This window comes from Streptomyces sp. NPDC047515 (assembly GCF_040643055.1).
Lineage (GTDB): Bacteria > Actinomycetota > Actinomycetes > Streptomycetales > Streptomycetaceae > Streptomyces.
Map to the genome: position 1 here is coordinate 214,239 of NZ_JBEYTM010000006.1, position 26,383 is coordinate 240,621.

Sequence of the window (26,383 nt, forward strand, 5' to 3'; positions counted from 1 at the left end):
ACCGTGAGCGGGCACACGGACGTCACGCTGGAGCTCGACGACATCCAGCGTGGGGTTCTCAGTCCCCGGCCGACGCCGTACGCGGCGACTTATCTCGCCTTCCGCATCGATGACCGGGATCCCGGACGGGAGTTGATGCGGCGGGCGAGTGCGGCGGTGACCTCCGCGGCGGACCCGGTCAGCCCTTTGGGGGACACCTGGGTGAGCGTGGCCGTCACCTGTTGCGGCCTGGAGGCGCTGGGGGTACCGCGCGCCTCGCTGGACACGTTCGCCTGGGAGTTCCGGCAGGGGATGGCGGCCCGCGCCAAAGCGCTGGGCGATGTGGGCGAGAGCAGCCCGGAGCACTGGGAAGCGCCGCTGGGCAGCCCCGGTGGTCATGTGGTGTTCACGGTGGTCGCGCCCGACCCCGCGCGGCTGGAAGCGGCCGTCGACCGCGCCCGCCCCGCGTACGATGGGCTTTCCGGCGTGACGGCGATATGGCGGCAGGACTGCTACGCACTTCCCACCGAGACCGAGCATTTCGGCTATCGCGACGGGGTCAGCCATCCGGCCGTCGAAGGCAGCGGCATACCGGGATCCAACCAGTTGGAAGTGCCGCTGAAGGCCGGTGAGTTCGTCCTCGGCTACCGGGACGAGATCGGCGGCATCCAGAGCCCGCAGCCGACCGCGCTGGGACGCAACGGCAGTTACGCGGTCTTCCGCAAGCTCCATCAGAACGTCGCCGAGTTCCGGTGCTATCTGAAGGACAACTCCACCGGACCTCAGGACGAAGAGCTGGTCGCCGCGAAGATCATGGGGCGCTGGCGCAGCGGTGCCCCCTTGGCGCTGGCCCCGCAGCACGACGATCCCGCGCTCGGCGTCGACCCGCACCGCCGTAACACCTTCCTTTATGAGAGCGACGATCCGGCGGGTTTCAACACGCCCGGCGGCTGCCACATCCGCCGGGCCAACCCCCGCGACGCCGCGGTGGCGGGAGAGGTGCGACTGCACCGCATGATCCGGCGCGGCGCGGTCTACGGTCCGCCGCTCCCCGAGGGTGTGCTGGAGGACGACGGGGCCGAGCGCGGCCTCATGTTCGCGTTCATCGGCGCGCATCCGGGGCGGCAGTTCGAGTTCGTCCAGTCGCAATGGCTGAACGACGGCGTCTTCTTCGGCGCGAATGACGCCAAGGACCCCGTCACCGGATCCCACGACGGCTCCGCCGGCTTCACCATTCCCCGTCGGCCGCTGCGCCGACGGCTTGCCCCACTGCCGCGGTTCGTCGTCACCCGAGGAGGCGAGTACTGCTTCCTGCCGAGCCTGACCGCCCTGCGCCTGCTCGGCGGCCTGCACGACTGACAGCGTGGCAACGGGTGCCCCGGCACCGTCCCCCGTGCTCCGCCGCCTGAGAGCCTGTCGGGCAGCCTCTGAGCGAGATCGGTGGAGACCCTGCGCCTGGTGCGCGACGCCGTCACCGTCGTCCTCATCGCGGCCACCATGTTCGCCCGCCGGCTTGGGCGCCGCGGCATCGGCACTGCGCGTCGTCCGCACCGACGTCCCACCCCGTGTCCCGCCGCGAGCCGGAGCGCGCGGCTAGGACCGCTCGACGAGATGTTCCTTCAGGAAGGCGCCCGCGTGGGCCGCGGCCTCTTCCTTCGCGTCGAAGGAAAGCGAGCCGTCGGTTTCGCCGTGTGTTCCGTCGGCCCCCTGCCCGGTCCACCGCCAGCCGCTCAACGACGGCTCCCAGTACAACTCGGCGGAACCGCCGAACAGCACGACCGTGCTCGGCTCCGGCTCGGCGGCCGTCGGCCTGCTGATCGCGCCGGGCCACTTCTTGCGGGCACCCTGCCTGGTTATCCCCCAGGCAGCTCCCATCTGCTCGTAGCTCGCGCCGTAGGAGCCGGCGGTCCGCGCGGCATTCGCCGTCAGCCGCTCGACCGTCTCGTCCACCACCTTCCAGCAATAGAGGATCGACAGCGTCACGTCGATGGGGTCCGCATCCCACATGTGCTGCGCGGGACGTCCGGTCTCGCGGGCGCGCATGGCCGAGGCGAGAGGGGTCAGGGCGTCATAGAGGGCCTTCTCCAGGACTGCCACTTCGGCGTCGGTGGCCTGAGTTCGCGTCATGCTGACAACTCTAGTTACCGAACCCCGATCACGGAAACAGAAGTTACCAATTGGCATATGCCAATTCCGCACTCATGGCGACCCACGGCAGGAACCACGACGAGATCCGCGATGCGATCCCGTGTCGGTCGGAGCGCCCCTTCGGCGGGGTGAGGGTCAGCCCGCCCAGCGTCCCGAGAGAAACGTGACGGCCAAGACCGTCATCACCGGTGCCACGACGGTGAGATAGGCGGTCTTGATACGGGGGCTTCGCAGGCTCCAGGCGGCGAGGCCGGTCCACAGCGGCCACCACAACAGGGTCGCGCGGGGGATGGAGGTGTACCAGTACGAAGTGCCCAGGGCCCACAGACTGAGGCCGATGTACACGGCCTCGGCCCAGCGACGCCGCCGGAGCAGCAGGACGCACAGACCGACGCCGACCAGCATGGCGAGGAGCTCGGCCTGGAACATCAGGGCGTACCCGGTGGACTGGGTATGCCCGAACGCGGCGTGCCAGGTGTTCTGCCAGGCTTCCCAGGGGGCGTGGAAGTCGCGGTACCAGCCGCGCTCCTCGGCATGCTTCCAGGCCATCCAGTCACCGGTGTGCGTGTGCAGGTACCAGCTGTGGAGAAGGGGCGGGAGGGCGGGCAGCGCCAGCCAGGGAAGAGCGCGCCACTGGGCAAAGGTGCGGGCGGTGACCAGGAAGTGGACCGCTACGGCCGCGGCGAGGAAGAGGCCGCTGACACGGACGGTGGTGGCCAGGCAGGTCAGAACGGCCGCGAGCGGCCAGTTGAGGCGCTGGGCCGCCAACCAGGCCGGCAGAGCCAGGGCGAGGAAGAGCGCTTCGGTGTACCCGGCGGCCAGGAAGACCGCGCACGGGGAGAGCAGGAAGAACAGGGCCGCACGCTGCCCCGCGTCCCGCGGCAGATGCAGCCGGGCGATCCGGGCCAGGGCCAGTACGGCGACGCCACCGGCGACGAAGGAGATCAGCGCACCTGCCGCGGGCCAGCTCGGGACGACGGCGTGGACGGCCCGCAACAGGAGCGGGAAGCCGGGGAAGAAGGCTTCTCTGTTGTCCCAGCCGGACGTCCAGGGGCCGCTCCCTCCCGGGAAGTAGCCGTCCTGGGCTATGTGCAGGTAGTGCCACCAGTCCCACCGCTGCCACGGGGAGAAGAACGAGGCCGGGTGGTGGGCCTGGCGGTCATCGGCGAACAGCCAGCGGGTGCAGTAGGCGGTGACCCAGATACCTGCCCGGGTCATCAGGTACAGCCACAGCACCTCGCGGTCGACGGGCTTGAGCCGGAGCAGCAACCGGTCGAGGAAGCTCGCGTCCTGCGACGACGGGGCCTCATGGGGCGCTTGCCCGGAAGCGGCCCCGGTGGGGCTGGGCGGGCGCTCGCGCTGCCGATGAAAGGAGGAAAGGCTCACAACAGGGTCTCCTGGGTCGGATGTGCGCGTGCCGGACCGGCCGGGCAGGCGCCGCTGGGGCGCGGAAGGCATGGAGGTCAGCCGGGCGAGCTGTTGCTCGGCGTGGGTGTGGTCGATGCCCGCGACGGGCTCGAACCGGGGAAGGTCGGTGTCCCCGATGCGCTCCGGCCGGGGAAGGCCGGAGTCTCCGATGCGCTCCAGCCGGGGAAGGCCGGAGTCTCCGATGCGCTCCAGCCGGGGAAGGCCGGAGTCTCCGATGCATTCCGACCGGAGGAGGGAAGGCCCGTCGGCGGCGGGCTGGTGCGGGGCGAGTCGGGCAGGGAGGACGCAGGAGAGGGCCGGGGCGTGGAGGGGGTCGTGGCCGGGACGGAGGTGTCCGGGCTCTCGGGCAGCAGTGAGGCCGCGGCCGCGCCCGCGCCGGAGAAGACCAGGCAGGCTCCGACAGCCAGTGCGAGGATCCGGCGCCTGTGCACTCGCTCCCCGCGCTCGGTGATGAACGAGGGCGGAGCAGAATGGGCGCGGGACTGGCCCGCGGCGGCGGCTTCCTTGAACAGTGACCGCAACGGGTCGTGGGGTTCAGACACAGGGCCCCTCCTCGGTACGCGGATCCTGCAGACGGTGCGAGAGCGTGGCCCGTCCCCGGGCGAGATGCGTCTTGACGGTGCTGGCCGCCAGACCGGTCTCCGCGGCGATCTGTTCGACGGTCAGATCGCATACGTAGTGCAAGGCCAGCGTGCGGCGCTGTTTGGGCGGAAGATCCCGAAGCACTTCCACGAAGGTCACCGAATCCGGGCCGGGCGCCTCCACATGGGGTGGGGCACCGCTGCGCTGCCAGGCGTCCGCCGTACGGCGCCGACCGCGCCACCGACTCACCGCCAGGCGCCAGGCGACCGTGCGGATCCACGCCTCGGGCTGCCCGTCGCGGTCGAGCTGACGCCGTCGGTTCCAGCCCTTGACGAAAGCTTCCTGCACCACGTCCTGCGCCTCGTGCTGGTCGCCGAGCATCACAAACAGCTGCCCGGTCAGCCGGGCAGCTGTTTGCGCGTAGAACTCTTCGAACTCCTCGACGGTCAAAAACAGCTCCTGGATCTCTTCGTTCTACCGGGCATACGCCCGGCACCCCGTGTTCGGACGACACCGAACCCGAAGAAACCTGGGTGACGGTCATCACACAAGCCCCCGGGTCGGTCTCGACCGTCCGGCCCGGCCCGGCCCACCGAAGCACCGGATCGCGCTGCGATCACCCAGCACGTCTCGGACAGCAGACCTCGGACAGCAGACCTCGGACAGCAAGTCTCGGACAGCACGCCGAAGAAATGATCGCCTGCGTGTTCGGCGAGGGTCCCGGCCCCACCTCGAATCCTCAAGTGTCGGGCACTGACGAACCGCAGCGGCGGCTGCCCGAGCGACGTCTCACGGGCGCCCCGTCCACCGGCGGCCGGGATCGCGGGAGGATCGTTCAGGCCGGCAGCCACGGGGCGGGGCAGTCGCACCTCGCGTGGCCCGGCGGGAAGGAGCCGTGCCCGGCCGGGGGCAGATCGAGCCATCGGGCCGTGCCCGGGGTGATCACATGGGTGTGGCCTCCCAGCACGACCCGGACGGCTGGGTGGTTCGAGTCGGGTACGGCGATCCGGACGCGCTGGGCGCGGAAGCGCAGGTCCACGTCCCAGTGCCGGCGGAATCTTACGCGCACCCCGAATTTCGAGAGCTGGGGCAGCGTGGCAGGCGCGAGCCACAGTGCGCGGTCGCGGGTCTCCAGCCCCGTCATCCCGCGCTGCACGAAATCGAGGGTGCCCGCCATCGCCCCCAGATGGATGCCTTCCTCGGTGGTGCCGCCCTGGATGTCGGCCACGTCCCCGGTCAGCGCCTCCTCGCAGTACTTCCACGCCTCCTCGCGGTGCGCTCGGGCCAGCACCCACGCGTGGACCAGGGAGCTGAGCGTGGAGCCGTGGCTCGTACGCGCGAGGTAGTAGTCGACGGTGGCGCGCCAGATGTCGTCGTCCAGCACATGCCCGAGCCGCCGGAAGAGGCCTGCCAGTTCCTGCGGCGAGAAGAGGTAGCCGAGCATCAGCACATCGGCCTGTTTGGACGCCTGGTAGCGGTTGACGGTGTCGCCTTCCGCCTCCAGGACGCGGTCGAGCCGCCGGATGTCCTCGTACCGCCTCCGATAGCCCTCCCAGTCGAGCTCGGCCAGTTCCCCGTAACCGGCGAACTGGCTGATGACACCCCGGTGGTACGGCACATACAGTCGGCGGGAGATGTCCTCCCAGTGTTCCGGTTCGTCGCGGCCGAGTCGGATCCCGTCGAGCAGCTGCCGTCGCCGCGCCTCGGGCAGGGTGCGGTACAGCTCCGTCGCACGTGCCAGCACCCAGGCCGCCGTCACATTCGTGTACGTGTTGTCGTCGATGCCCGCGGCCCCGGTGTCCGGATAGGCGTCGTGGTACTCGTCCGGCCCGACGACACCGCGGATGCGGTACCGGGCCAGTGACTGATCCCACTCGGCGCTGTCCGCCCAGAACCTGGCGATCTGCACCAGCATTTCCGCGCCGTTGGAGTGCAGGTACTCCGTGTCCCCGGCGGCCTGGCAGTACTGCCACACGTTGTACGCGACGGCCGAGCCGACATGGTGCTGCAGCCGCGAACGGTCGGGCAGCCAGCGCCCGGAGTGCGGATTGAGATGGAGTTCCTGGGTCTCCTCACGTCCGTCGTCGGCGCTCTGCCAGGGGTACATCGCCCCGGCTCTGCCCGCCTCCTGTGCCGCGCGACAGGCCGCGGGCAGCCTCCTGTAGCGGTAGTCGAGAAGCCCTCGGGACACTTCCGGAAGGTGCAGGTTCAGGAACGGCAGTACGAACAGCTCGTCCCAGAAGACATGGCCCCGGTACGCCTCACCGTGCAGCCCTCTCGCCGGTACGCCCACGTCGAGTTCGGCCGTGTGCGGGGAGAGCGTCTGCAGCAGGTGGAAGAGATGCAGCCGGAGAACGCGACCCGCTTCACCCGGGACATCCAGCCGGACCTGCCGCCACAGCTCGGCCCAGGCCCGCTGGTGCGAGGACAGCAGACGTGAGAAGGCAGGAGCGCCCCGCACCCCGGCGACGGCGGCCCGCAGCGGGCCGCCGATCGCGGGGTCTCGGGTGGTGTGAAGGGCCACCGTCTTGTCGACGACGGCATCGGAGTCCGGACTCAGCGGCAGCACCAGCCGCCGGAAGACCGCCTTCTCCGTCTGCCGGAAGCGGGGGCGGGGGTCGAGGCTGAGGCCGGGACCGGGACCGAGGGCCTGTCCGCCTCCGCCACCGCACCCGGCCAGCGTGCGGGCCGCCAGCGCGACACCGACGTCCGACTCCACCGTCCGGCACCGCAGCGACACCACACCGTCCTCCTCCGTGCCGGTCACCCAGCCGGTGAGGTGCCGGTTCGACAGGTCCCGGTAGCGCGCGACGCCGGAGTTGCGGACGTCTCCGTCGATCCCCGCCTCCACCTCGATCACGCCCGTCCATCCCTCCGCCCGGAACACCGTGTGCAGCGCGGCGAGATATGGATCGCCCATGTGCACCAGACGGCACTGCTCCACCCGCAGCCGACGGCCCGCCTCGTCCTCGTAGACGGACCGACGGGACAGCGTGCCCCCGCGCAGATCGAGTGACTGACCGTGCTCCACGAGGTGCGGGTGGTCAGGGGTGAGCCATGGTCCGGGGGCCGTGCCCGCAGGATGGATGCGGTAGCACAACGGCAGCCAGTTCGGCAGGTTGACGAGGTCCTCGTTCTCGACCTGGTAGCCCCGGACCGACGAGGTCAGCCGGTTGTAGCAGCCCGCCCCATAGGTGCCGGGGTAGTGCGAAGGGCCCTCGGACGTCTCGGGTGCGGCCCCACGAGAGGCGAAGCGGCCGTTGCCGAGTGTGCAGAGCGCCTCCCGCAGCCGTTCCTCCTGCGGGTCGTACCCCTCGTACGACCAGGTCCAGGCCCGTGTCATCAGCCGCCCCCGGCCGCCAGCAGGTCCCCCGGATCGGACACCACGACATCGGCGCCGTGGCGGCGCAGTTCGGCGGCGTGGGCAGAGCCGCCCGTACGGTCCACGCCGACCACGAGGCCGAAACCGCCGCGGCGCCCGGCCTCGACCCCGGCCAGCGCGTCCTCCACCACAGCCGTGTCCCCGGCCGGCACCCGCAGACGCCTCGCCGCTTCGACGAAGAGCGCGGGATCCGGTTTCCCGGGCAGCCGCAGCCGACGGGCCTCGTTCCCGTCGACCACGGCGTCGAACCGGTCGTCGAGCCCCGCCCGCGCCAGCAGTTCCGCCGCGTGCCGGGACGCGGAGACGGCGGCGCAGGGCACCCGCTCGGCACGCAGCACGTCGAGGAGGCGGACCGTGCCGGGCCAGACGTCGACCGGGCCGGTGCGCAGGCTCTGCGTGAAGAGTTCGTCCTTGCGGGCGGCGACCGCCCACACCGAGCCGGTTCCCGGTGGATCGTCGGGGCGGCCTTCGGGAAGGTCCAGCCCCCTCGATCGCAGGAACGCCGCCGCGCCGTCCCTTCGCGAGCGGCCGTCGACAAAGCGCAGATAGTCGTCGACGTCGTCGAACGGCCGCTGGCCCGTGGCGGTGGAAAGGCAGGCGTCGAAGGCCTTCTTCCAGGCCGCGGCGTGCCGCCGGGCGGAGTCGATGATCACTCCGTCGGTGTCGAAGACCACGGCCCGCACGGAGCGCAGGCATGGTGCCAGGGGCGGTGCGGCTGCCATCACCGGGCGGTCCCTTCGTCAGGGGCTCTCCTTCATGGCAGCACGGTTCGGGCCCACGGGCGCGGCGTGAATGGTGGATTCCGTCCGGCCACGGGACGGCCCACGGCGCAGGAGTCCGGCGGCGGACCGGCCAAGCCATGAACGGACCCGGTCAGGCCGAAACGGACCGGACCAGCATGGTCATGAGGAGACGAGCAAGGCCATGAGAGGACAGGCGAGGCCACAAGAAAAGGTCACAATAAAGGGATAGAAGCCCCATAGCGCCGAGGCGCTATCTGTTCCATGCTGACATGCTGAAGAGACCATCGACCGTTCCCGACCTCCGGGAGTTCCGATGCTCAGCCAGTCACTCGACGACGCGACACTCTCCGGCCTCGTCGCCGACGCCGGCGCCGCCCCGTCCATGCACAACGCCCAGCCCTGGCGGTTCCGCTACACACGCGCAGGCCGCACCCTCACACTTCTGGCGGAATTCGACCGCGCGATACCGGAGGCCGACCGCGCGAACCGCGCACTGCACGTGGGCTGTGGCGCGGCCCTGCTGAATCTGCGGGTGTCCGCCGCACACCGCGGCCTGGACACGGTCACCACGCTGCTGCCCGAACCGTCGGACCCGGCGGTACTGGCCACCGTCCGCCTCGGGATCCGTCCCGACACCGCGCAAAGGCCCGAGGACGGGGCCCTCGCCGCTCTCCACCGCGCGATCCGGGACCGGCACACCAGCCGCTATCCGTTCGATGAACAGGTGATCCCCGAGAACGTCCGCGCGCGCTTCACCGAAGCGGCCCGTATCGAGGGCGCGGACTTCACGTTCCTGGCCCCGCCGCATCTGGAGACCGTGGTCGAACTGATCCAGGACGCCGAGGGATACGACCGCGGGGATCCGGTGCGGAAGGCGGAGCAGGAGCGGTGGACCCGGAACACGAGGACCGAGGCGCCCGTGGACGGAATCCCGGACTACGCCTTCGGCCCCCGCGACACCTCCGAACGGGCGATCACTCGCGATTTCGCCCGGACCGGCGCGATCCCCGGCCGGGCACGCATCCCGTTCGAGAAGCAGCCGCAGCTTGCCCTGCTGAGCACCCCGGGCGACCACGCCACGGACTGGTTGCGTGCCGGTCAGGCGCTGGAGCGCGTTCTGCTCACCGCCACGATCCACCATGTCTCCACCTCGTTCGCCACGCAGCCCGTCGAATGGCCGGACCTGCGATGGCTCCTGCGCGACCCGGTCTTCGGCACGGGGTACGCACAGATGATCGTCCGCATGGGATACGGGCCCACGGGACCGCGCACACCGCGCCGCCCGTTGAACCACGTGCTGACGATCGATCCGTAGAAACGCCCCGGCGTGCGCCGGAACGATGCGCCCGAGCCCGCGGTGGAGCGAGCACTCAGCACGGAAGGCGGTGGGGGCGATGCCGCTCCCCGTAGTCGTCGGAGTGGACGGATCGGAGGGCAGCCTGCGCGCCCTCGACTGGGCGGCCGCCCAAGCGGCACGCTCACGGCTTCCCCTGCGCGTCGTCCACGCGTCGCTGTGGGAGCGCTACGAAGGCCTGCGCCCCGACTCCGACACCGAGCGCCCCACCGAGCAGATCCTGGCCGAACATCTTGTCGCCGCCGCCCGGGAACGCGCGCAACGGCTCGACCCCGAGCTGTCCGTGGTGACCGAGGTGCAGCCCGAGGACCCGGTGGCCGCGCTCGTCAGGGAGAGCCGCGAGGCAGCCCTGATCGTCCTCGGCTCCCGTGGCCGGGGCCGGATCGCCGGGATGCTCCTGGGGTCCGTCAGCCTCGCGCTCGCCGACCGTTCCCACTGCCCGGTCGTGGTGGTCCCGGCGCGGACGCCGAGCACGCCGCCGCAGTCGGGCCGCGTCGTCGTCGGGATCAGCGACGCCGAGAAACCGTCGGCGGCCGCCGTCTTCGCCCTCGGCCAGGCGGCAGCGCGCAACGGCGAGCTGATCGCCGTACGGGCCTGGCGCTGCCCCGCCCACGAGGCCATGAGTCATCCGCTCCTCTCGGGCTCCCCTGCTGCCGCGCACCGACTGCGGGCCGAGGAGCACCTCGAAGACGTCCTGGCGGGGCTGGACCGCACCGACTCCCCCGACGTGGCCATCCACCGCTCGGTGGTACAGGGTCCGGCTCACCAGGAATTGCTCGAAGCCGCCGAGGGTGCCGAACTGCTGGTCGTGGGCACACGGCGGACCGGCGGCCGGCACGGCCTTCACCTGGGCCCGGTGAACCACGCGATGCTGCACTACGCGCCCTGCCCGGTCGCCGTCGTCCCCGACACGTACGGCCGTCCCGGACCCGATCCCTACGCGGGCCCGGACTGACTCCGACCGGGCGGCACGGCGCCCCGTCCGGTACGGGACAGGGCTCCGCCCCACCACGGGAACGGGCCGGCCGACGACCGTTTCCAGCGACTCGCCGATGAGTTCCGCGCGCCTTATTAGGATCGCCGTCATGGCTGGTCCGCGACGTGACACCCGGGGCATCGTCGACGCCTCCGAACTCTTCACGCAGGTGCGATTCCGCCGCCATGAGCCCTGCCCCGAACTGCGGCCGTACCTGGAGCACTACTGGCTCATCGACTGGGACCTGCGGGAGCCTTACGCCTCCCATCTGGTGCCGCACCCGTCCGTGAACCTGGTCTTGCAGCGGTACGAGGACAGTCGGGGCCACCGGCCCCCGGACGGCTGCCGACAGAACCGATCGACCACCGAGTCGACCCTCCGACCGCCGAGTCAGCCCCCTCGACTCCTCGACCCTCTCGACCCCTCGACCACCGAGTCTGCCGCCCGACCGCCGAAGGAGCCGCCCGAGTGTCAGTGCCGCGTCCTACAGTTTCGGCATGGAACGCACCGCTTCATCGTCCGTACGGATCGAGGCCTGGTCGGACGCCGACCTGGAGCTGCTCCGCCGTGCCAACGCACCGGAACTGATGGCCCATCTCGGCGGCCCCGAGTCGGAGGAGCAGCTCATAGCGCGCCACGAGCGCTATGTGGCGATGAGCGCGGACCGGACGGGCGGGGGCAGGATGTTCCGCATCGCCCTGACCGGCCAGGACGAGGCCGTGGGCACCATCGGCTTCTGGGAGCGGACCTGGCACGGCCGGAAGGTGTACGAGACGGGGTGGGCCGTCCTCCCGGGGCACCAGGGCCTGGGCATCGCGACGGCCGCCACGAAAGCCGTCGTGGAGCAGGCCCGCGCCGAGCGCAGGCACCGCTGTCTGCACGCCTATCCGTCCGTCGACAACGGCGCGTCGAACGCCGTGTGCCGCAAGGCGGGCTTCGCCCTGATCGGCACCTGCGACTTCGAGTACCCGCCCGGCCATGTGCTGCTGACGAACGACTGGCGGCTGGATCTCACCCCGGACGGGACGAGCTGACCTCGGGACCGGATCGAGTCACTCCAAATCAAGGGCCTTGTCGAAGTTGAACGCGACGATGTTCAGCCGTTCCCGCAGATAGAAGCGGTGGGCTTCGACGCGCTGCGTGCCCGAGTCCAGATTGAGGTGCAGACAGCCGGCCTCCCTGGCCCGTTCTTCGAGGTGCCCGAGAAGCCGACGGCCGACGCCGGTGGAACGGGCGCCCTTCGCGGTGACCAGATCGTCGACGTAGAGCATCCGGATCTGGCTGGTGTTGTCGACGACGCGCCAACCGGCTACGCCCACGCAGATGCCCTCGTCGTCGTAGGCGGCACTGAACCGGAGCCCCTGCGCGTACCCCCTCTCGTACACCTCACGAAAGAGGTTCTCGGTGAGGTGCGGACGCAGTTCACGCAGGACGGGAAGCGCGTCTGCGGCCAGTCGGGCATCGCCGGGTTCGAGGTCGAGGATCTTCATGCGGGAACTGTAGGCGCCGGGCCGCTCAGCGCACGAGGGCGACCGGGGCGCGGGCGGGGACGTCACCACGCACCAGAACGTCCCGGAGCCTGTTCCGGAGACCGGCGGAAAACGTTTGACGAGCGATGCCTCCTTGAGGATATTTATCTGCGTCGCACAGCTTATGCGTGTCACAGGTAACGACATCTCGGAGGAGACTCACCCGTGCCCACTCTCGTCACCGGATGCCGTGGACGCGTCGGCGCCACGCTCACTTCTCTCCTGCGCCGGAACGGCCACGCCGTACGCGCCGCCTCACGCAACCCCGAAGAACTCACCCGACAGCACACCGAGGGGCCCTCCGCGGGGCCCGGCCGCCTGCCCGCCGGTGTACCGGTCGTAGCCCTCGATCTCGGCGATCCAGCCACGTTCGCGACCGCTCTCGACGGGATCGGCTCCGTCTTCCTCTATGCCGAGGCGTCCGCGATCGACGCCTTCCTCTCCGCGGCCGAAACCGCCGGGGTCGGCCACATCGTGCTGCTCTCCTCCAGTTCCGTCCTCGCCCCGGACGCCCACGACAACCCGATCGCCGCCTCCCACCACGCGGTGGAACAGGCCCTGACGGCCTCGCCCCTCACGGCGACACTGCTCCGACCGGGCGCCTTCGCGAGCAACGCGTACCGGTGGGCGGAGTCGGTGCGGACCCGCGGCTCCGTCGATCTTCCCCACCCCCTCGGTCACACCAGCCCGATCCATGGGACGGATATCGCCGAGGCGGCCCTGACCGTTCTCACCGACCCTCTGCTGCAGGGCGCGGCGTACCACCTGACCGGGCCCGAATCACTCACAGCTGCTGAACAGGTCGGCCTGCTGGCGGCGGCATCCGGGCATCCCATCACCATCAACACCGTGACCGGGGCGGCCTGGAAGGAGTCGGTGGCGCCCTTCGTCCCGGAGTCGGTCGCCGATGCCCTGCTCGCCTACGCGGCCGCCACGGACGGCACACCGGCCGAGGTCACCGGCGACGCGGAGAAGCTGACCGGCCACCCGGCCCGCACCTTCGCCACCTGGGCCGAGGAAAACGCAGCCGCCTTTCGCCCCTGAGCCCATACCGCTGCGCTTCGCACCCCCTGCGGCCCGCGTCTCCCGGGACCCGACGCCTGAGCCGAGGCCCCGGCAGCGCATCCGGGCGACGCGTCCGGCACCGAATTCCCTGGCCGAGGCGCCCCGCCCGATGACATCCTGACGAGGTGAACGGACCGGAGATCCATCTCGAAGTCGCCCCCGAGCTGCGACTCTTCGTCGCCCATGAACGCCGCCGGGGACGCTCGACCGTGGCCACCGACGGCTTCTCCACGCTCGGCCATGTCGTGGAGTCGCTCGGTATCCCGCTCACCGAGGCCGGACAGATCCTGGTCGACGGCCGTCCCGTAACCGTCTCGCACATCCCGGGGGCGGGTGAGCTGGTCGAGGTGCGCGCCGTGGAACGCCCCCAGCGCGTCCCGGGCGCACCCCTGCGCTTCCTGCTCGACGTCCACCTCGGCACGCTCGCCCGGCGCCTGCGGCTGCTGGGTGTCGATGCGGCGTACGAGAGCGAGGACATCGGCGATGCCGCGCTGGCCACCCGGTCGGCGGAAGAGCGCCGCGTACTGCTCTCCCGGGACCGCGGGCTGCTGCACCGGCGGGAAATCTGGGCCGGGGCGTACATCTACAGCGACCGCCCCGAGGACCAACTGCGGGACGTGCTGGAGCGGTTCACACCGAGCCTGGCGCCCTGGACCAGGTGCACCGCCTGCAACGGGCCGCTGAAGGCGGCCGACAAGGACTCCGTCAGCGACCAGCTGGAACACGGCACCCGGCGCTCGTACGACGTCTTCGCACAGTGCACGGAGTGCGACCGCGTCTACTGGCGGGGTGCCCATCACACCCACCTGGACGCGATCGTCACGAAGGCACTCCGCGACTTCGCGCCCACGCCACCGGACGCCGCCTGAAGGAAACACCGGCGCGGCGAACCGTCAATCCCGCCCGGAGCCTTCGCGATCCCCGGGGCTTCAGGGGCTTCCGGGGTCACCGGCACCACCGGCACCACCGGGACCGGAGACTGACGGGCCGGACTCCCGCAACGCCGCGACCTGCTGCGCACCCAGCTCGACCGTTCGCCGCATATGGGCGATGAGCAGGGCCACTTCGTCGTCGTCGTACGCCTCGAACATGGCCGCCCACGCCCCGCCCAGCCGCTCCCACACCGCGCCGATCTCCGCCATCCGCTCCGGCACGGTCGCGACGAGCACCCGCCGCCGGTCGACCGTGTCACGCTCGCGCGTCACATAGCCGCCCCGCTCCAGCCGGTCGACCAGCCGGGTCGCCGAACCCGTCGTGAGCCCGGTCAGCTCCGCGATACGGCCCGTGGTGACCGGCACCGTTTCCAGACCGAGCAGATTGAGGCACTGCAGATCGGTCGGGTGAAGCCGCAGATGGTCCGCGACGGCCTGGTTGAAGAGGGCGTACGCGGCCATGTAGCGGCGCGACTCGACGGTCAGTTCGGCCATCAGCGCACCGCGCCGGGCCGAGGACTTCTGCGGCATGCGGAAAGTCTACGAAGCGGATACTGCCGGGCATTGCGCGTCACCGGCCCGGCACCACAACGCACCCCGCCCCGCACCGCGACGTCACGTCCCACACGCCTGCGCCGCCCGCGCCCCCGCCTGCGCGCTACGGCTGCTCGGCGGTCAGACAGCGCTGGATGGTGGGTGCGAGCCAGGCGATCACCTCCTCGCGAGACATCGAGACCGCGGGCGGGAACCGCAGGACGTGACGTGCGAGCGCCATCCCCAGGATCTGCGAGGCGGCGAGGGCCGCCCGGCCCCAGCTCGTCCGCCCCGACGGCTACATCGCCTGGGCGAGCGACCACGCCGACCCGGTCGCCCTGCAGGCCGCACTCACCCGATGAGCACGCGCCCCGCACCCGCGACGCCCGCACCACAGGTCGGCGCGAGTCAGAACACGTACTCGTCCCCGGTGGCCGGAGCCAGCACCTCATGGTCGTTGTTCTTCGGGTTCCGGTCGGTCGCGCCACCGTTCCACACGGTGTCGACGCGGACAACGACCTCGTCCGGCCGCCCCGCCAACTGCAGTTCGAGGGCGAGCTGCCGCCCCTCCCCCGCATCCGCGCGCAGCGCACCCGTCCGGCACAGCACGGTCAGCCGGTCGGCCTGCAGACAGCCCTCGGAAAGTTCCTGCCGCCCGGAGAGCGGCACCGACGTCCGCACCCTCACGGTGACACCCGGCAGGTTCGACGGGCCGTGGTTCCGGCTCTGCACCCAGACCCCGAGCCCCGTACCCCACAGCGAGACGTGTCCGTGGAGCGACACATCCGCCTCCGGCGCGATGGCCCCGTACGCAACGCCGGCACGTCCGACGCCACCCGACGCAACGCCGGCGGGTACAGCGCCGCCAGGCGCATCACCCTCGGGCGCAACACCCCCGGCCGCCGCAGCCGCGCCGCCCAACCCCAACCCGAGCACCACAGCCGTCACGACGACCGCAGCCGTCGCCGCCACCGAGGCGGCGGGCACCACCGGCGCAGCTCTACGCATCACTACCATGCCCCGAAGATACAGATAGCACCGAATTATCCATATATATCGACCGGTTCGGCGTGCCTCCGCATCGCCCCCCTCACGGACTCGCAAGGGTCGGGCCGGGCGAGCAGCAACGCGCTCCGGGGCCTTTGATGCGGGGCACAGCCCGTCGCGACGGGGTCGGAAGAGGCATCGCGGGGCCGTGTATGTATTTCTGCAGGGTCGGCTGTCGGGGTCGCCGCTGTGGCTTGCCGAGCCCGCCGTAGGCCGGCCGATGAGGCTCGGCGCTTGCGGCGTGCGCGTCATCCCGCCCTTGACCTGCAGCGCGTAGGCCAGTCCCCCATGCTCCTCGCCCCATGACAGGCTTCGCCCATGGTCATCGCCCGCTCCGTCGCTCTGTTCGTCGTCGCCGCGCTCTTCGAGATCGGCGGTGCCTGGCTCGTCTGGCAGGGCGTGCGTGAGCACCGCGGCTGGATCTGGATCGGCGCGGGCGTCATCGCGCTCGGGGCCTACGGCTTTGTCGCCACGCTGCAGCCTGACGCCGAGTTCGGCCGCATCCTCGCGGCGTACGGCGGCGTCTTCGTCGCGGGCTCGATCGCCTGGGGCATGGTCGCCGACGGCTACCGCCCCGACCGCTGGGACGTGATCGGTGCGCTGGTCTGCCTGACGGGAATGGCCGTGATCATGTACGCCCCCCGCAATCACTGACCTCCCGCCTGCCTATCCTGGCCCCGTACCGATCAGCTGCCCGAGGAGTCCGCCATGGCTGCCACCCCGATCGCCGTCATCACCGGAGCGAGCAGCGGCATCGGCGCCGCGACCGCCCGACAGCTGGCCGCCGCCGGCTACCGCGTGGTTCTGACCGCCCGCCGCAAGGACCGCATCGAGGCGCTCGCCGCCGAGATCAACGAGGCGGGCCACCAGGCAACGGCCTACGCCCTGGATGTCACCGACCGCGACGCCGTGGACGAGTTCGCCACGGCGTTCCGTACCCTCGCCGTCCTCGTCAACAACGCGGGCGGCGCACTCGGCGCCGACCCCGTCGCCACCGGCGACCCCGCCGACTGGCGCCAGATGTACGAGACGAACGTCATCGGCACGCTCAACGTCACCCAGGCTCTGCTCCCCGCCCTCACCGCGGGCGGGGACGGCACGGTCGTGATCCTCTCCTCCACTGCGGGCCTCTCCACCTACGAGGGCGGCGGCGGCTACGTGGCCGCCAAGCACGGCGAGCACGTCCTGGCCGAGACGCTCCGACTGGAGATCGTCGGCACCCCGGTCCGCGTCATCGAGGTGGCCCCCGGCATGGTCAAGACGGAGGGGTTCGCCACCACCCGTTTCCGCGGCGACACCGAGAAGGCGGCAAAGGTGTACGCGGGCGTCGAGGCCCCGCTCACCGCCGACGACGTGGCCGACACCATCACCTGGGCCGTCACCCGCCCCAGCCACGTGAACATCGACCTCCTGGTGGTCCGGCCCCGCGCCCAGGCATCCAACTCCAAGGTCCACCGCACCACCTGACCGCCCGACCGCACCGAAGCCCCGATCGCCGCGGACACCGCACAGCCGGACGCGGACACCCGCCGCGCAGCCGGACGCCGAGGAGCCCCGGACGCACCACCCGCGTCCGAGGCTCTCCCGTTCAGAGGTCCTGCCGCCCGGAGGCCTCCGTCCAACCGTGAGTGAGGGGCTCAGCCCTTCACGCACACGACCTGCTTGAGCTTGGCGACGACCTCCACCAGGTCCCGCTGCTGCTCGATGACCCGCTCGATCGGCTTGTACGCAGCCGGAATCTCGTCCACGACGCCGGAGTCCTTGCGGCACTCCACGCCCCGCGTCTGGTCCTCCAGATCACGCGTCGAGAAGCGCCGCTTCGCGGCGTTCCGGCTCATCTTCCGGCCGGCGCCGTGCGAGGCCGAGTTGAAGGACTTCTCATTCCCGAGGCCCTTCACGATGTACGAGCCGGTGCCCATCGAGCCCGGGATGATCCCGAAGTCACCAGAACCCGCACGGATCGCGCCCTTCCGCGTGACCAGCAGGTCCATGCCCTCGTAACGCTCCTCCGCCACATAGTTGTGGTGGCAGGAGATGACCGGTTCGAAGGTGACCTTGGCCTTCTTGAACTCCTTGCGGACGACGTTCTGGAAGAGCGCCATCATGATGGCGCGGTTGTACTTCGCGTACTCCTGCGCCCAGAACAGGTCGTTCCGGTACGCCGCCATCTGCGGGGTGTCGGCGATGAACACGGCCAGGTCCCGATCGATCAGGTCCTGGTTGTGCGGCAGCTTCTGCGCCTGTCCGATGTGGAAGTCGGCCAGTTCCTTGCCGATGTTCCGCGATCCGGAGTGCAGCATCAGCCAGACCACCCCGGACTCATCGAGGCAGAACTCGATGAAGTGGTTGCCCGATCCGAGCGTTCCCATCTGCTTCGTGGCACGTTCCTGACGGAACTTGACCGCGTCGGCCACCCTGCCGAATCGCCCCCAGAAGTCGTCCCAGCCCGGCGCCCGGAAGCCGTACACATGGTCCGGGTCCACGGCGTCGTCGTGCATGCCGCGGCCCACCGGAATGGCCTGCTCGATCTTCGACCGCAGCCGGGACAGGTCGCCCGGCAGGTCATCGGCCGTCAGGGAGGTCTTCACGGCGGACATTCCACAACCGATGTCCACACCCACCGCCGCCGGACACACCGCACCGTGCATCGCGATCACCGAACCGACCGTCGCCCCCTTGCCGAAGTGGACGTCCGGCATCACGGCGAGCCCCTTGATCCAGGGCAGGGTGGCCACGTTGCGCAGCTGCTGCATCGCAACGTCCTCGACCGAGGCCGGGTCGGCCCACATACGGATCGGGACCTTCGCGCCCGGCACCTCTACGTACGACATAGCCCCTCGATTCCCCCGAAAAGTCTGAAAGTGCAAAACCGGTGCCAAGGTCGGCAAATGAGTCGGTCGACCGGCATTCACAGCGGCGCGTGCGATACACATTGTGTCCACCGGTCGCCATCGAGCGGCAACCGTTTTTCGCACGAAGGGAGCCCAGGACCGTGCGACGAATGGCGTACGTACCCGGCACCGCGCTACTGGCAGCGCTCGCCGTCGGCTGCAGTTCCAGCACCGGAACCGGTGGCTCCGCCGCCGACAGCAAGCCCGGCGAGGCGACCGTCGCCGCGGCGGCCCCCGGCAAGTACCGCACCCTTCCCGATCCTTGCCGGGCCATTCCGTCGTCCACGTTGAAGGACGTGCTCCCGGGCGCGGCCGAACTCCCCGAGGACCAGCAGAAGAAGGTGTACGAGGGCGCGGCCACCGTCACCTACGACACCGACCGCCGAGTCGGCTGCCACTGGAAGTCCGAGGCCTCCGACTCCTCGCACACCCTCTTCGTCGACTTCGAGCGTGTCGTGTCCTACGACCCCTTGGTGAGCGACGACGACCGCGCCCGCGAGGTGTACACGAAGAAGGAGACCGCCGCCGGCCTGGCCTCGCCCTCCGCCTCGCCCGGCAGCACGGAGAAGGGGGAGCCCACCTCCTCGGACTCCGCGTCGGGCTCCGCCTCGCACGCCCTGTCCGGCCCGGCCTCCGAGGACAAGACCTCGGGCAGTAGCGACAGCGCAAACACCGACGGCGGCAGCGACACGGCCGGTGGCAGCACGCCCGACGCCAGCACGTCCGACGGCGCCGACGAGAGCGTTCTGCCCCGCACGCTCGACGACCTCGGAGACAGTGCATTTGTGGACGATCTGCTCACCCGGGCAGGTTCCACCGCACAGCACCGCACGGTGAGCGTGGTGTTCCGCACATCGAACGTCATCGTGACCGTCGAGTACACCGAGCAGCCGACCACCTCCACCGTGGTTCCCGACAGCAAGGAACTGCAGGACACAGCCAGGACGCTGGCCCAGAAGCTGGTCGACAAGTTCAGCGAATAGCCGTGCGCGGGGCACCCCCGGCAGGGCGGCGTCCATGCCCACCGAGTGCCGCACCCGGCCGCCGTCCGTCGTACCGTGGCCCTCCGGGAGGCCCCCCGAAGCCTCCGGAGGCCCCCGAACGCCCACTGGAGCATCCACCCGAACACCGACCGCCCGCGCCAGACCGTCCGCCCCGGCCACCAGGCACCCGACCGCCCCGGCCACCCGGCACCCCGCAGACCCGCCCGACCCGACCACCAGGCAGCCCGACCACCTGGCAGCCCGCCCGCCGCGCCACCCGAGTGAAGGAACCATGCACCGTTCAGCCCCGCGACTCGCCCGCATACTCGCCTGCGCCGCCGTTCCGGTGATGCTCGTCGTCGCCGGCTGCTCGTCGGACTCCGGCGACAAGAAGGACTCGGGTTCGGCTTCGTCGTCCACGGCTTCGCCGGACGCCAAGAAGTCGGAACCGAGCGTCGAGCCGGCGAAATTCAGCGCGCTGCCCGACCCGTGCAAGTCGATCGGCAAGAAGACGGTCACCTCCCTGGTCCCCGCGGCGAAGGCCCCGGGCGGCGCGCCCGCCGGCTCCAGCGACACCGCGTACCGCACCGGCTGCTCCTGGAACGGCCTCGACGACAACGGTGTGAAGGGTTCCCAGTACCGCTGGCTCGACGTCGGCTTCACCCGCTTCGACTCGGACCAGTCCCTGGGCAGCGGCGCCAAGCGCGCGCAGCAGGACTACGCGAAGCAGATCATCAAGGTCAAGGCCGCCGAGGGGGCGAAGAAGGTCGCCGAGGCACCCGTCGCCGGCATCGGCGAGCAGGCCACCAAGATCACGTATGACCTGACCAAGACGAGCGAGGACTTCAAGTACGCGACGGTCGTGGCCCGCACGGGGAACGTCGTCGTCACCCTCACCTACAACGGAGCGGGCTACGCGGGCGCGAAGACTCCGTCCGCCGACGACATCCTCAAGGGCGCCGAGAAGGCGGCCAAGGAGACGGTGGCCTCGGTCGCCACCGCCGGTGCGAAGCCGGACGCGCCGAGCGGGTCGGCCAAGCCCGACGCGTCAGCAAAGAAGGACGATTCCCCCAAGTCGAGTGAATCGCCCAAGGCCGGCGAAAAGGCCACGGACAAGAAGACGAGCTAGAGTCCTTCGCTCGGATCGGGCCGGACCGGGCCGGACCGGCGAGCGGGGCCCGGCGTGCCCCAACGCCCCTGCTCGAAAGCGGATTCGCGAAGCCCGGTACTCCCCCGAGTACCGGGCTTCGCCCCTCCCCGCGCAACATGCCGCACCCTCATGTGCCAGGCTGTGCCCGCCAGAAGTCGAAGCAGGACGTCTCAGCGAGACGTTGGAGCGTGACGCCGAACCAAGGCGTCGAAGCAGAACGTGGACGCAGAACGTCGAAGCAGAACATCGGCGCGGAACGTCGACGCGCGACGTCGGATACGGGAAACGGGGAGGGGAACGCGGGTGGCCGCGATGCAGCTGACACGCACCCACCGGATACTCATCGGTCTCGTGGTCGCCGGTGCGGTGCTCATCGCCGCGATCGGCTTCGCGGGTTCGTACGCGGCGGTGCGCGAACTCGCCCTGCAGAAGGGCTTCGGGAACTTCTCGCTGGTCTTCCCGATCGGCATCGACGCGGGCATCTGTGTCCTGCTCGCCCTGGATCTGCTGCTGACCTGGATGCGCATCCCGTTCCCGCTGCTGCGCCAGACGGCCTGGCTGCTGACCGCCGCGACGATCGCCTTCAACGGCGCCGCGGCCTGGCCCGACCCGCTCGGCGTCGGCATGCACGCGGTCATCCCCGTGCTCTTCGTGGTCTCTGTCGAGGCCGCCCGGCACGCCGTGGGCCGGATCGCCGACATCACCGCCGACAAACACATGGAGGGCGTGCGGCTCACCCGCTGGCTGCTCTCGCCCGTGCCGACGTTCAAGCTCTGGCGGCGGATGAAGCTCTGGGAGCTCCGTTCGTACGAGCAGGTCATCAAGCTCGAACAGGACCGGCTGATCTACCAGGCCCGCCTCCAGGCCCGCTTCGGCCGCAGCTGGCGCCGCAAGGCACCCATCGAGTCCCTGATGCCGCTGCGCCTGGCGAAGTACGGCGTCCCGCTGGCCGACACGGGTGCGGCCGGCCTCGCCGCCGCAGGCATCGAACCGGCCCTGCTGCCGCCCGCCCCGGCCCTGGCCGCCGCCGAAGGCGACGAGTACCAGCCCGAGTTGCCGTACGCCGGGGCCCACCCCGAGCAGCAGCACACGCAGCAGCACCAGCAGCACGAGTCGCACCAGCAGCAGCACACGCACCCCTCCGACCCGGCCGCTGCCGAGCAGTGGCCCCAGGAGGGCCCCGGTTCGCACGAGAGCCCGTGGTTCGCGGCTCCCCATGTGCCCGACGACGCGTACGAGAGTGCGTACGACCCGACGTACGTGGAAGGCCTGGAGCCCACTCCCGTCATGGTCCCGCTGGGCCCCGGCGGCCGCACCCGCCCCCTGGGCAGCGTGGGCACGATCGGTGCCGTCCCGGGCCCCCGCTCCGCGGAACCCCGGCCGGCGCCCCGTGACGACGAGCAGCAGCCGCAGCAGCCCCAGAAGGACCTGGCGCAGAACCCGGCCCAGGACCCTGCGCAGAACCCGGCCCCGGACCCGGCCGAGTGGGCGCAGGAGGACGCGGAGTTCGGCGAGATCGCCTACGAGGCGTTCGCGGCGTTCGTGAACCAGTACCACGACTTCCCGAGTGTCGAGGCCCTGGACATACACGTCTCGGACGGCCACAACATCAGGCACCCGCGCAGCGCGGCGCTGATCCGCCGCCTGATGCCGGAGTTCAAGAACCGCTACCACGCGGAACTCGAAGCGGACCACATCGCGTAGTCACGCGTCACGCCTCACCACGCCGCCGGTCGGTCCCGCACCCGAGGACGGACGGAGTCGGCAACGACGGAGGGCCGTCACCCGAATCACCGGGTGACGGCCCTCCGTGCCAGAACCTCTACGCGCCCAGCAGCTTCCGCACCCGGTCGGCCCCCACGGCCAGCAGCAGCGTGGGCAGCCGCGGCCCCGTGTCCCGGCTGACGAGCAGCCGGTACAGGAGTGCGAAGAACGACCGCTGCGCGGCCTTCAGCTCGGGCGTCGGCTTGGCGTCCGGCTCCAGGCCCGCAAGGATCTTCGGCACGCCGTAGACGAGCGTGGTGAGTCCGTCCAGCGACCAGTGGGAGTCCAGCCCCTCCAGGAGCAGCCGCAGCGACTCCCGGCCCTGCTCGTCCAGCGAGCCGAGCAGCTCCTTGTCCGGCTCGTCGCGGACGATGGTGCGGGCCTCGGCCGGGACCTGGCTGGTGATCCAGTTCTCTGCGCGGTCGAGACGGGGCCGGGCCTCGTCCAGCGAGGTCAGCGGGTTCTCCGGGTCCAGCTCGCTGAGAATGCGCAGCGTCTGCTCGTCGTGTCCGGCCGTGATGTCGACGACCGAGGCGAGCGTGCGGTACGGGAGCGGGCGCGGCGTACGCGTCAGTTCACCGGCGGCCGTACCGATGGCCCGCGCGTACGCGGCGGCGTCGGCCGGCAGCACCGAGCCGTCGGCGACCTTGCGCGCCAGCGAGTCCCACTCGTCGTAGAGCCGCTGGATCTCCTGGTCGAAGGCGATCTTGAAGGACTGGTTGGGCCTGCGGCGCGCGTACAGCCAACGCAGCAGGGGCGCCTCCATGATCTTCAGCGCGTCGGCCGGGGTCGGCACGCCGCCCTTGCTGGAGGACATCTTCGCCATGCCGGAGATGCCGACGAAGGCGTACATCGGGCCGATCGGCTGCACGCCGTCGAAGATCTCGCGGACGATCTGGCCGCCGACGACGAACGAGGAGCCCGGCGAGGAGTGGTCCACCCCGCTCGGCTCGAAGATCACGCCCTCGTACGCCCAGCGCATCGGCCAGTCGACCTTCCAGACCAGCTTGCCGCGATTGAACTCGCTCAGCCGGACGGTCTCGGCGAAGCCGCAGGCCGTGCAGGTGTAGTTCAGCTCGGTGCTGTCGTCGTCGTACGACGTGACGGTCGTGAGGTCCTTCTCGCAGTTGCCGCAGTAGGGCTTGTACGGGAAGTAGCCGGCCGAGCCGCCGCTGCCGTCGTCCTCGCCGGCCGCGCCGGAACCCTCCTCGGCCTCCAGCTCCGCCTCGTCGGCCTTCTTCTGCTGCTGCGGCTTCTTGCCACCCTTGCCGCCCGCCGCGCCCGCCGCCGGGTCCTTCTTCGTCCGGTACCGGTCGAGGACGGCGTCGATGTCGGCGCGGTGCTTCATCGCGTGCAGGATCTGCTCGCGGTACGCGCCAATCGTGTACTGCTCGGTCTGGCTGATGCCGTCGTACTCGACGCCGAGCTCCGCCAGCGAGGCGGTCATGGCGGCCTTGAAGTGCTCGGCCCAGTTCGGGTGCGTGGACCCGGCCGGGGCGGGCACCGAGGTCAGCGGCTTGCCGATGTGCTCGGCCCAGGACTCGTCGACACCCGGGACGCCGTTCGGAACCTTGCGGTAGCGGTCGTAGTCGTCCCAGGAGATCAGGTGCCGGACGGTGTACCCGCGGCGGCGGATCTCGTCGGCGACCAGGTGCGGGGTCATGACCTCGCGGAGGTTGCCCAGGTGGATCGGGCCGGACGGGGAGAGGCCGGACGCGACGACGACCGGTTTGCCAGGCGCACGACGCTCCGATTCGGCGATGACATCGTCCGCGAAGCGGGAGACCCAGTCGGTCTCGGTGCTGCTCTGACTCTGAGCCACGGTCTGCACGTCCTTCTCTCTTGTCTGCCTTGTGGGACTCGTAGGAACGACCCTTGTGGGACTCGTAGGGGCACCGCCCATTCTCCCAGGTCCCCCCGGCAGCGCGAAAACGGCTTTACCCGCCGTGGAATACTGGGTGTGATCCTTCGCAGCTCTGTGCTGCGACCCTGAACCCCTACGGAAACGGCAGCCAGCCCATGGCCTCGGTCAATTCCCTCGCTTCCACGCTCCAGCAGCAGCTGGTGGACGCCCTGACGGCAGCCCTGCCGGAGGCCGGCGCCGCGGACCCGCTGCTGCGACGAAGCGACCGGGCCGACTTCCAGGCCAACGGCATCCTGGCCCTGGCCAAGAAGCTCAAGGGCAACCCGCGCGAGCTGGCGTCCCAGGTCACGGCCGCGATCCCGGCGGGCGGCCTGATCAAGGAGATCGAGGTCTCCGGCCCCGGCTTCCTGAACGTCACGCTCAGCGACCGGGCGATCATCGAGACCCTCGCCGCGCGTGACGCGGACGACGAGGGCCGGCTCGGTGTGCCGTACAACAGCGCCGCGGGCACGACGGTCATCGACTACGCGCAGCCGAACGTGGCCAAGGAGATGCACGTCGGTCACCTCCGCTCCGCGGTGATCGGTGACGCGATGGCGCACATCCTGGAGTTCACCGGCGAGACCGTGGTCCGCCGGCACCACATCGGCGACTGGGGCACCCAGTTCGGCATGCTCATCCAGTACCTGATCGAGCACCCGGGCGAGCTGGCCCACGAAGGCGGCGCGGCGGACGGCGAAGCCGCCATGTCCTCGCTGAACCGGCTCTACAAGGCCTCGCGGGCGCTCTTCGACTCCGACGAGGAGTTCAAGGCCCGCTCCCGGGACCGGGTCGTCGCGCTCCAGGCGGGCGACGAGGAAACCCTGTCCATGTGGCAGCGCTTCGTCGACGAGTCGAAGATCTACTTCTACTCGGTCTTCAACAAGCTCGACATGGAGATCCGCGACACCGACATCGTCGGCGAGTCCGGCTACAACGACATGCTGGCGGAGACCTGCCGCCTCCTGGAGGAGTCGGGCGTCGCCGTCCGCTCCGAGGGTGCGCTCTGCGTGTTCTTCGACGACATCAAGGGCACGGACGGCGAGCCGGTGCCACTGATCGTGCAGAAGTCGAACGGCGGATTCGGCTACGCGGCCACGGATCTCTCCGCGATCCGCGACCGGGTCCAAAACCTCAAGGCGAACACCCTGCTGTACGTGGTGGACGCGCGGCAGGCCCTGCACTTCAAGATGGTCTTCGAGACGGCCCGCCGGGCCGGCTGGCTGAACGAGGACGTCAAGGCCGCGCACCTCGCCTTCGGCACCGTGCTCGGCAAGGACGGCAAGCCGTTCAAGACCCGTGAGGGCGAGACGGTCCGGCTGGCGGACCTGCTGGACGAGGCGATCGACCGGGCGTCCGCCGTCGTGCGCGAGAAGGCGCAGGACCTCACGGACGAGGAGATCACCGAGCGCGGCACGCAGGTCGGCATCGGCGCGGTGAAGTACGCGGACCTGTCGACGTCGGCCGCCCGCGACTACAAGTTCGACCTGGACCAGATGGTGTCGCTGACCGGCGACACGAGCGTGTACATCCAGTACGCGCACGCCCGTTCCCGCTCCATCAAGCGCAAGGCCGGCGAACTGAAGTCCCAGCCGCACCCGGAGCTGGAGCTGGCCCCGGCCGAGCGCGCGCTGGGCCTGCACCTGGACCAGTTCGGCGAGATCGTGGCCGAGGTCGCCGCCGCGTACGAGCCGCACAAGCTGGCCTCGTACCTCTACCAGCTGTCGTCGCTCTTCACGACGTTCTACGACCAGTGCCCGGTGCTGAAGCCCGAGGTGCCGGGCGATGTGGCCGAGAACCGCCTCTTCCTCTCGGACCTCACCGCCCGCACCCTGCACCAGGGCATGGAGCTGCTCGGCATCAGGACCCCCGAGCGCCTCTGAGCCCCGGCCACACCTCTACGCACCCGGCCCGTTGGGTGACCGTTCCTCGGTCACCCGACGGGCCGTGTCGGACCGCCCTCGCCGCGACCGCTCTCCTGGCTGCCAACTCG

General features: G+C 70.5%; 24 protein-coding genes and 2 pseudogenes. 14 read left to right on the top strand and 12 right to left on the bottom strand.

The window, feature by feature from the left end; all coding sequences use genetic code 11:
• The first annotated feature begins 3 nt into the window (after nt 1-3).
• Nucleotides 4-1,338, top strand: coding sequence for a Dyp-type peroxidase (locus ABZ826_RS07585; protein WP_361443695.1), 1,335 nt, complete (start codon nt 4-6; stop codon nt 1,336-1,338).
• Between the two features lie 234 nt (nt 1,339-1,572).
• Here ABZ826_RS07585 and ABZ826_RS07590 read toward each other — a convergent pair whose 3' ends face one another.
• The 6 genes from ABZ826_RS07590 to ABZ826_RS07615 all read right to left on the bottom strand — a co-directional run bounded on the left by ABZ826_RS07590 (nt 1,573) and on the right by ABZ826_RS07615 (nt 8,241).
• The gene (locus ABZ826_RS07590; protein ID WP_361443698.1) at nt 1,573-2,106 is read right to left on the bottom strand and encodes a hypothetical protein; all 534 of its coding nucleotides are present in this window, start codon (nt 2,104-2,106) and stop codon (nt 1,573-1,575) included.
• Nucleotides 2,107-2,262: 156 nt separating this feature from the next.
• Nucleotides 2,263-3,396 (bottom strand): mannosyltransferase family protein, encoded by a 1,134-nt coding sequence (locus ABZ826_RS07595; protein ID WP_361443831.1) that lies wholly within the window; start codon nt 3,394-3,396, stop codon nt 2,263-2,265.
• Nucleotides 3,397-3,590: 194 nt separating this feature from the next.
• Nucleotides 3,591-4,097: a hypothetical protein gene (locus ABZ826_RS07600; RefSeq protein WP_361443701.1), complete on the bottom strand. Its 507-nt coding sequence runs from the start codon at nt 4,095-4,097 to the stop codon at nt 3,591-3,593.
• Nucleotides 4,090-4,587, bottom strand: coding sequence for a SigE family RNA polymerase sigma factor (locus ABZ826_RS07605; RefSeq protein WP_361443704.1), 498 nt, complete (start codon nt 4,585-4,587; stop codon nt 4,090-4,092). Before ABZ826_RS07605 ends, ABZ826_RS07600 begins: the two co-directional genes overlap by 8 nt.
• A 385-nt stretch (nt 4,588-4,972) precedes the next feature.
• Complete coding sequence (locus ABZ826_RS07610) at nt 4,973-7,480, bottom strand: glycosyl hydrolase family 65 protein (protein ID WP_361443707.1); 2,508 nt, start codon at nt 7,478-7,480, stop codon at nt 4,973-4,975.
• On the bottom strand, nt 7,480-8,241 hold the full coding sequence (locus tag ABZ826_RS07615; RefSeq protein ID WP_361443710.1) for an HAD-IA family hydrolase: 762 nt from the start codon (nt 8,239-8,241) through the stop codon (nt 7,480-7,482). Before ABZ826_RS07615 ends, ABZ826_RS07610 begins: the two co-directional genes overlap by 1 nt.
• Nucleotides 8,242-8,575: 334 nt before the next feature.
• On the opposite strand from ABZ826_RS07615, the gene ABZ826_RS07620 reads away from it, so the two are divergent.
• From ABZ826_RS07620 to ABZ826_RS07635, 4 genes and pseudogenes are all read left to right on the top strand, one after another.
• Nucleotides 8,576-9,577, top strand: a complete 1,002-nt coding sequence (locus tag ABZ826_RS07620) for a nitroreductase (protein WP_361443713.1) — start codon at nt 8,576-8,578, stop codon at nt 9,575-9,577.
• 79 nt (nt 9,578-9,656) lie between these two features.
• A complete protein-coding gene (locus ABZ826_RS07625; protein ID WP_361443716.1) occupies nt 9,657-10,571 on the top strand; it encodes a universal stress protein in 915 nt (304 codons plus the stop codon).
• Between the two features lie 130 nt (nt 10,572-10,701).
• Nucleotides 10,702-10,905, top strand: a pseudogene (locus ABZ826_RS07630) (DUF6597 domain-containing transcriptional factor); the annotation flags it as partial.
• A 184-nt stretch (nt 10,906-11,089) separates the two neighbouring features.
• Entirely contained in the window at nt 11,090-11,626 is a 537-nt protein-coding gene (locus ABZ826_RS07635) for a GNAT family protein (protein ID WP_361443719.1), read from the top strand.
• A gap of 18 nt (nt 11,627-11,644) precedes the next feature.
• On the opposite strand, the gene ABZ826_RS07640 is transcribed toward ABZ826_RS07635, so the two are convergent.
• Nucleotides 11,645-12,082: a GNAT family N-acetyltransferase gene (locus tag ABZ826_RS07640; RefSeq protein WP_361443722.1), complete on the bottom strand. Its 438-nt coding sequence runs from the start codon at nt 12,080-12,082 to the stop codon at nt 11,645-11,647.
• Nucleotides 12,083-12,286: 204 nt separating this feature from the next.
• Here ABZ826_RS07640 and ABZ826_RS07645 point away from each other — a divergent pair, with 204 nt between their 5' ends.
• A complete protein-coding gene (locus tag ABZ826_RS07645; protein ID WP_361443725.1) occupies nt 12,287-13,165 on the top strand; it encodes an NAD(P)H-binding protein in 879 nt (292 codons plus the stop codon).
• Between the two features lie 146 nt (nt 13,166-13,311).
• A complete protein-coding gene (locus ABZ826_RS07650; protein WP_361443728.1) occupies nt 13,312-14,055 on the top strand; it encodes a Mut7-C RNAse domain-containing protein in 744 nt (247 codons plus the stop codon).
• Between the two features lie 60 nt (nt 14,056-14,115).
• Here the strand turns inward: ABZ826_RS07650 and ABZ826_RS07655 are convergent, their stop codons facing one another.
• Nucleotides 14,116-14,649 carry a MarR family winged helix-turn-helix transcriptional regulator gene (locus ABZ826_RS07655; RefSeq protein WP_361443731.1) on the bottom strand — a complete coding sequence of 178 codons (534 nt, stop codon included), beginning with the start codon at nt 14,647-14,649 and terminating at the stop codon, nt 14,116-14,118.
• A gap of 127 nt (nt 14,650-14,776) precedes the next feature.
• Nucleotides 14,777-14,926: pseudogene (locus tag ABZ826_RS07660) on the bottom strand (TetR/AcrR family transcriptional regulator); the annotation flags it as partial.
• A gap of 28 nt (nt 14,927-14,954) precedes the next feature.
• Here ABZ826_RS07660 and ABZ826_RS07665 point away from each other — a divergent pair.
• Nucleotides 14,955-15,014 (top strand): hypothetical protein, encoded by a 60-nt coding sequence (locus ABZ826_RS07665; RefSeq protein ID WP_361443834.1) that lies wholly within the window; start codon nt 14,955-14,957, stop codon nt 15,012-15,014.
• A gap of 46 nt (nt 15,015-15,060) precedes the next feature.
• Here ABZ826_RS07665 and ABZ826_RS07670 read toward each other — a convergent pair whose 3' ends face one another.
• Complete coding sequence (locus tag ABZ826_RS07670) at nt 15,061-15,435, bottom strand: hypothetical protein (protein WP_361443735.1); 375 nt, start codon at nt 15,433-15,435, stop codon at nt 15,061-15,063.
• A 582-nt stretch (nt 15,436-16,017) separates the two neighbouring features.
• Here ABZ826_RS07670 and ABZ826_RS07675 point away from each other — a divergent pair.
• Both ABZ826_RS07675 and ABZ826_RS07680 read left to right on the top strand, forming a co-directional pair.
• Nucleotides 16,018-16,353: a YnfA family protein gene (locus ABZ826_RS07675; protein ID WP_361443738.1), complete on the top strand. Its 336-nt coding sequence runs from the start codon at nt 16,018-16,020 to the stop codon at nt 16,351-16,353.
• Between the two features lie 54 nt (nt 16,354-16,407).
• Complete coding sequence (locus ABZ826_RS07680; RefSeq protein WP_361443741.1) at nt 16,408-17,166, top strand: SDR family NAD(P)-dependent oxidoreductase; 759 nt, start codon at nt 16,408-16,410, stop codon at nt 17,164-17,166.
• A gap of 170 nt (nt 17,167-17,336) precedes the next feature.
• On the opposite strand, the gene ABZ826_RS07685 is transcribed toward ABZ826_RS07680, so the two are convergent.
• The gene (locus ABZ826_RS07685) at nt 17,337-18,530 is read right to left on the bottom strand and encodes an RtcB family protein (RefSeq protein ID WP_361443744.1); all 1,194 of its coding nucleotides are present in this window, start codon (nt 18,528-18,530) and stop codon (nt 17,337-17,339) included.
• 170 nt (nt 18,531-18,700) lie between these two features.
• Between ABZ826_RS07685 and ABZ826_RS07690 the strand changes: the two genes are divergently transcribed.
• The 3 genes from ABZ826_RS07690 (at nt 18,701) to ABZ826_RS07700 (ending at nt 22,427) form a co-directional block, all read left to right on the top strand.
• A complete protein-coding gene (locus ABZ826_RS07690; protein ID WP_361443747.1) occupies nt 18,701-19,573 on the top strand; it encodes a DUF3558 domain-containing protein in 873 nt (290 codons plus the stop codon).
• A gap of 292 nt (nt 19,574-19,865) precedes the next feature.
• Nucleotides 19,866-20,702 (top strand): DUF3558 domain-containing protein, encoded by an 837-nt coding sequence (locus ABZ826_RS07695; protein WP_361443750.1) that lies wholly within the window; start codon nt 19,866-19,868, stop codon nt 20,700-20,702.
• 324 nt (nt 20,703-21,026) lie between these two features.
• Nucleotides 21,027-22,427 (top strand): DUF2637 domain-containing protein, encoded by a 1,401-nt coding sequence (locus tag ABZ826_RS07700; protein WP_361443753.1) that lies wholly within the window; start codon nt 21,027-21,029, stop codon nt 22,425-22,427.
• Between the two features lie 118 nt (nt 22,428-22,545).
• Here the strand turns inward: ABZ826_RS07700 and lysS are convergent, their stop codons facing one another.
• Nucleotides 22,546-24,318: a lysine--tRNA ligase gene (lysS, locus tag ABZ826_RS07705; RefSeq protein ID WP_361443756.1), complete on the bottom strand. Its 1,773-nt coding sequence runs from the start codon at nt 24,316-24,318 to the stop codon at nt 22,546-22,548.
• A 188-nt stretch (nt 24,319-24,506) separates the two neighbouring features.
• Between lysS and argS the strand changes: the two genes are divergently transcribed.
• Entirely contained in the window at nt 24,507-26,273 is a 1,767-nt protein-coding gene (argS, locus tag ABZ826_RS07710; protein ID WP_361443759.1) for an arginine--tRNA ligase, read from the top strand.
• The last annotated feature ends 110 nt before the right edge of the window (nt 26,274-26,383 follow it).

Coding starts and splice junctions, on each gene's coding strand:
- ABZ826_RS07685 (WP_361443744.1), bottom strand. CDS start 18,530: ATGTCGTACGTAGAGGTGCCGGGCGCGAAGGTCCCGATCCGTATGTGG.
- ABZ826_RS07635 (WP_361443719.1), top strand. CDS start 11,090: ATGGAACGCACCGCTTCATCGTCCGTACGGATCGAGGCCTGGTCGGAC.
- ABZ826_RS07620 (WP_361443713.1), top strand. CDS start 8,576: ATGCTCAGCCAGTCACTCGACGACGCGACACTCTCCGGCCTCGTCGCC.
- ABZ826_RS07655 (WP_361443731.1), bottom strand. CDS start 14,649: ATGCCGCAGAAGTCCTCGGCCCGGCGCGGTGCGCTGATGGCCGAACTG.
- ABZ826_RS07690 (WP_361443747.1), top strand. CDS start 18,701: ATGGCGTACGTACCCGGCACCGCGCTACTGGCAGCGCTCGCCGTCGGC.
- argS (WP_361443759.1), top strand. CDS start 24,507: ATGGCCTCGGTCAATTCCCTCGCTTCCACGCTCCAGCAGCAGCTGGTG.
- ABZ826_RS07640 (WP_361443722.1), bottom strand. CDS start 12,082: ATGAAGATCCTCGACCTCGAACCCGGCGATGCCCGACTGGCCGCAGAC.
- ABZ826_RS07610 (WP_361443707.1), bottom strand. CDS start 7,480: ATGACACGGGCCTGGACCTGGTCGTACGAGGGGTACGACCCGCAGGAG.
- ABZ826_RS07615 (WP_361443710.1), bottom strand. CDS start 8,241: ATGGCAGCCGCACCGCCCCTGGCACCATGCCTGCGCTCCGTGCGGGCC.
- ABZ826_RS07680 (WP_361443741.1), top strand. CDS start 16,408: ATGGCTGCCACCCCGATCGCCGTCATCACCGGAGCGAGCAGCGGCATC.
- ABZ826_RS07625 (WP_361443716.1), top strand. CDS start 9,657: ATGCCGCTCCCCGTAGTCGTCGGAGTGGACGGATCGGAGGGCAGCCTG.
- ABZ826_RS07675 (WP_361443738.1), top strand. CDS start 16,018: ATGGTCATCGCCCGCTCCGTCGCTCTGTTCGTCGTCGCCGCGCTCTTC.
- ABZ826_RS07590 (WP_361443698.1), bottom strand. CDS start 2,106: ATGACGCGAACTCAGGCCACCGACGCCGAAGTGGCAGTCCTGGAGAAG.
- ABZ826_RS07695 (WP_361443750.1), top strand. CDS start 19,866: ATGCACCGTTCAGCCCCGCGACTCGCCCGCATACTCGCCTGCGCCGCC.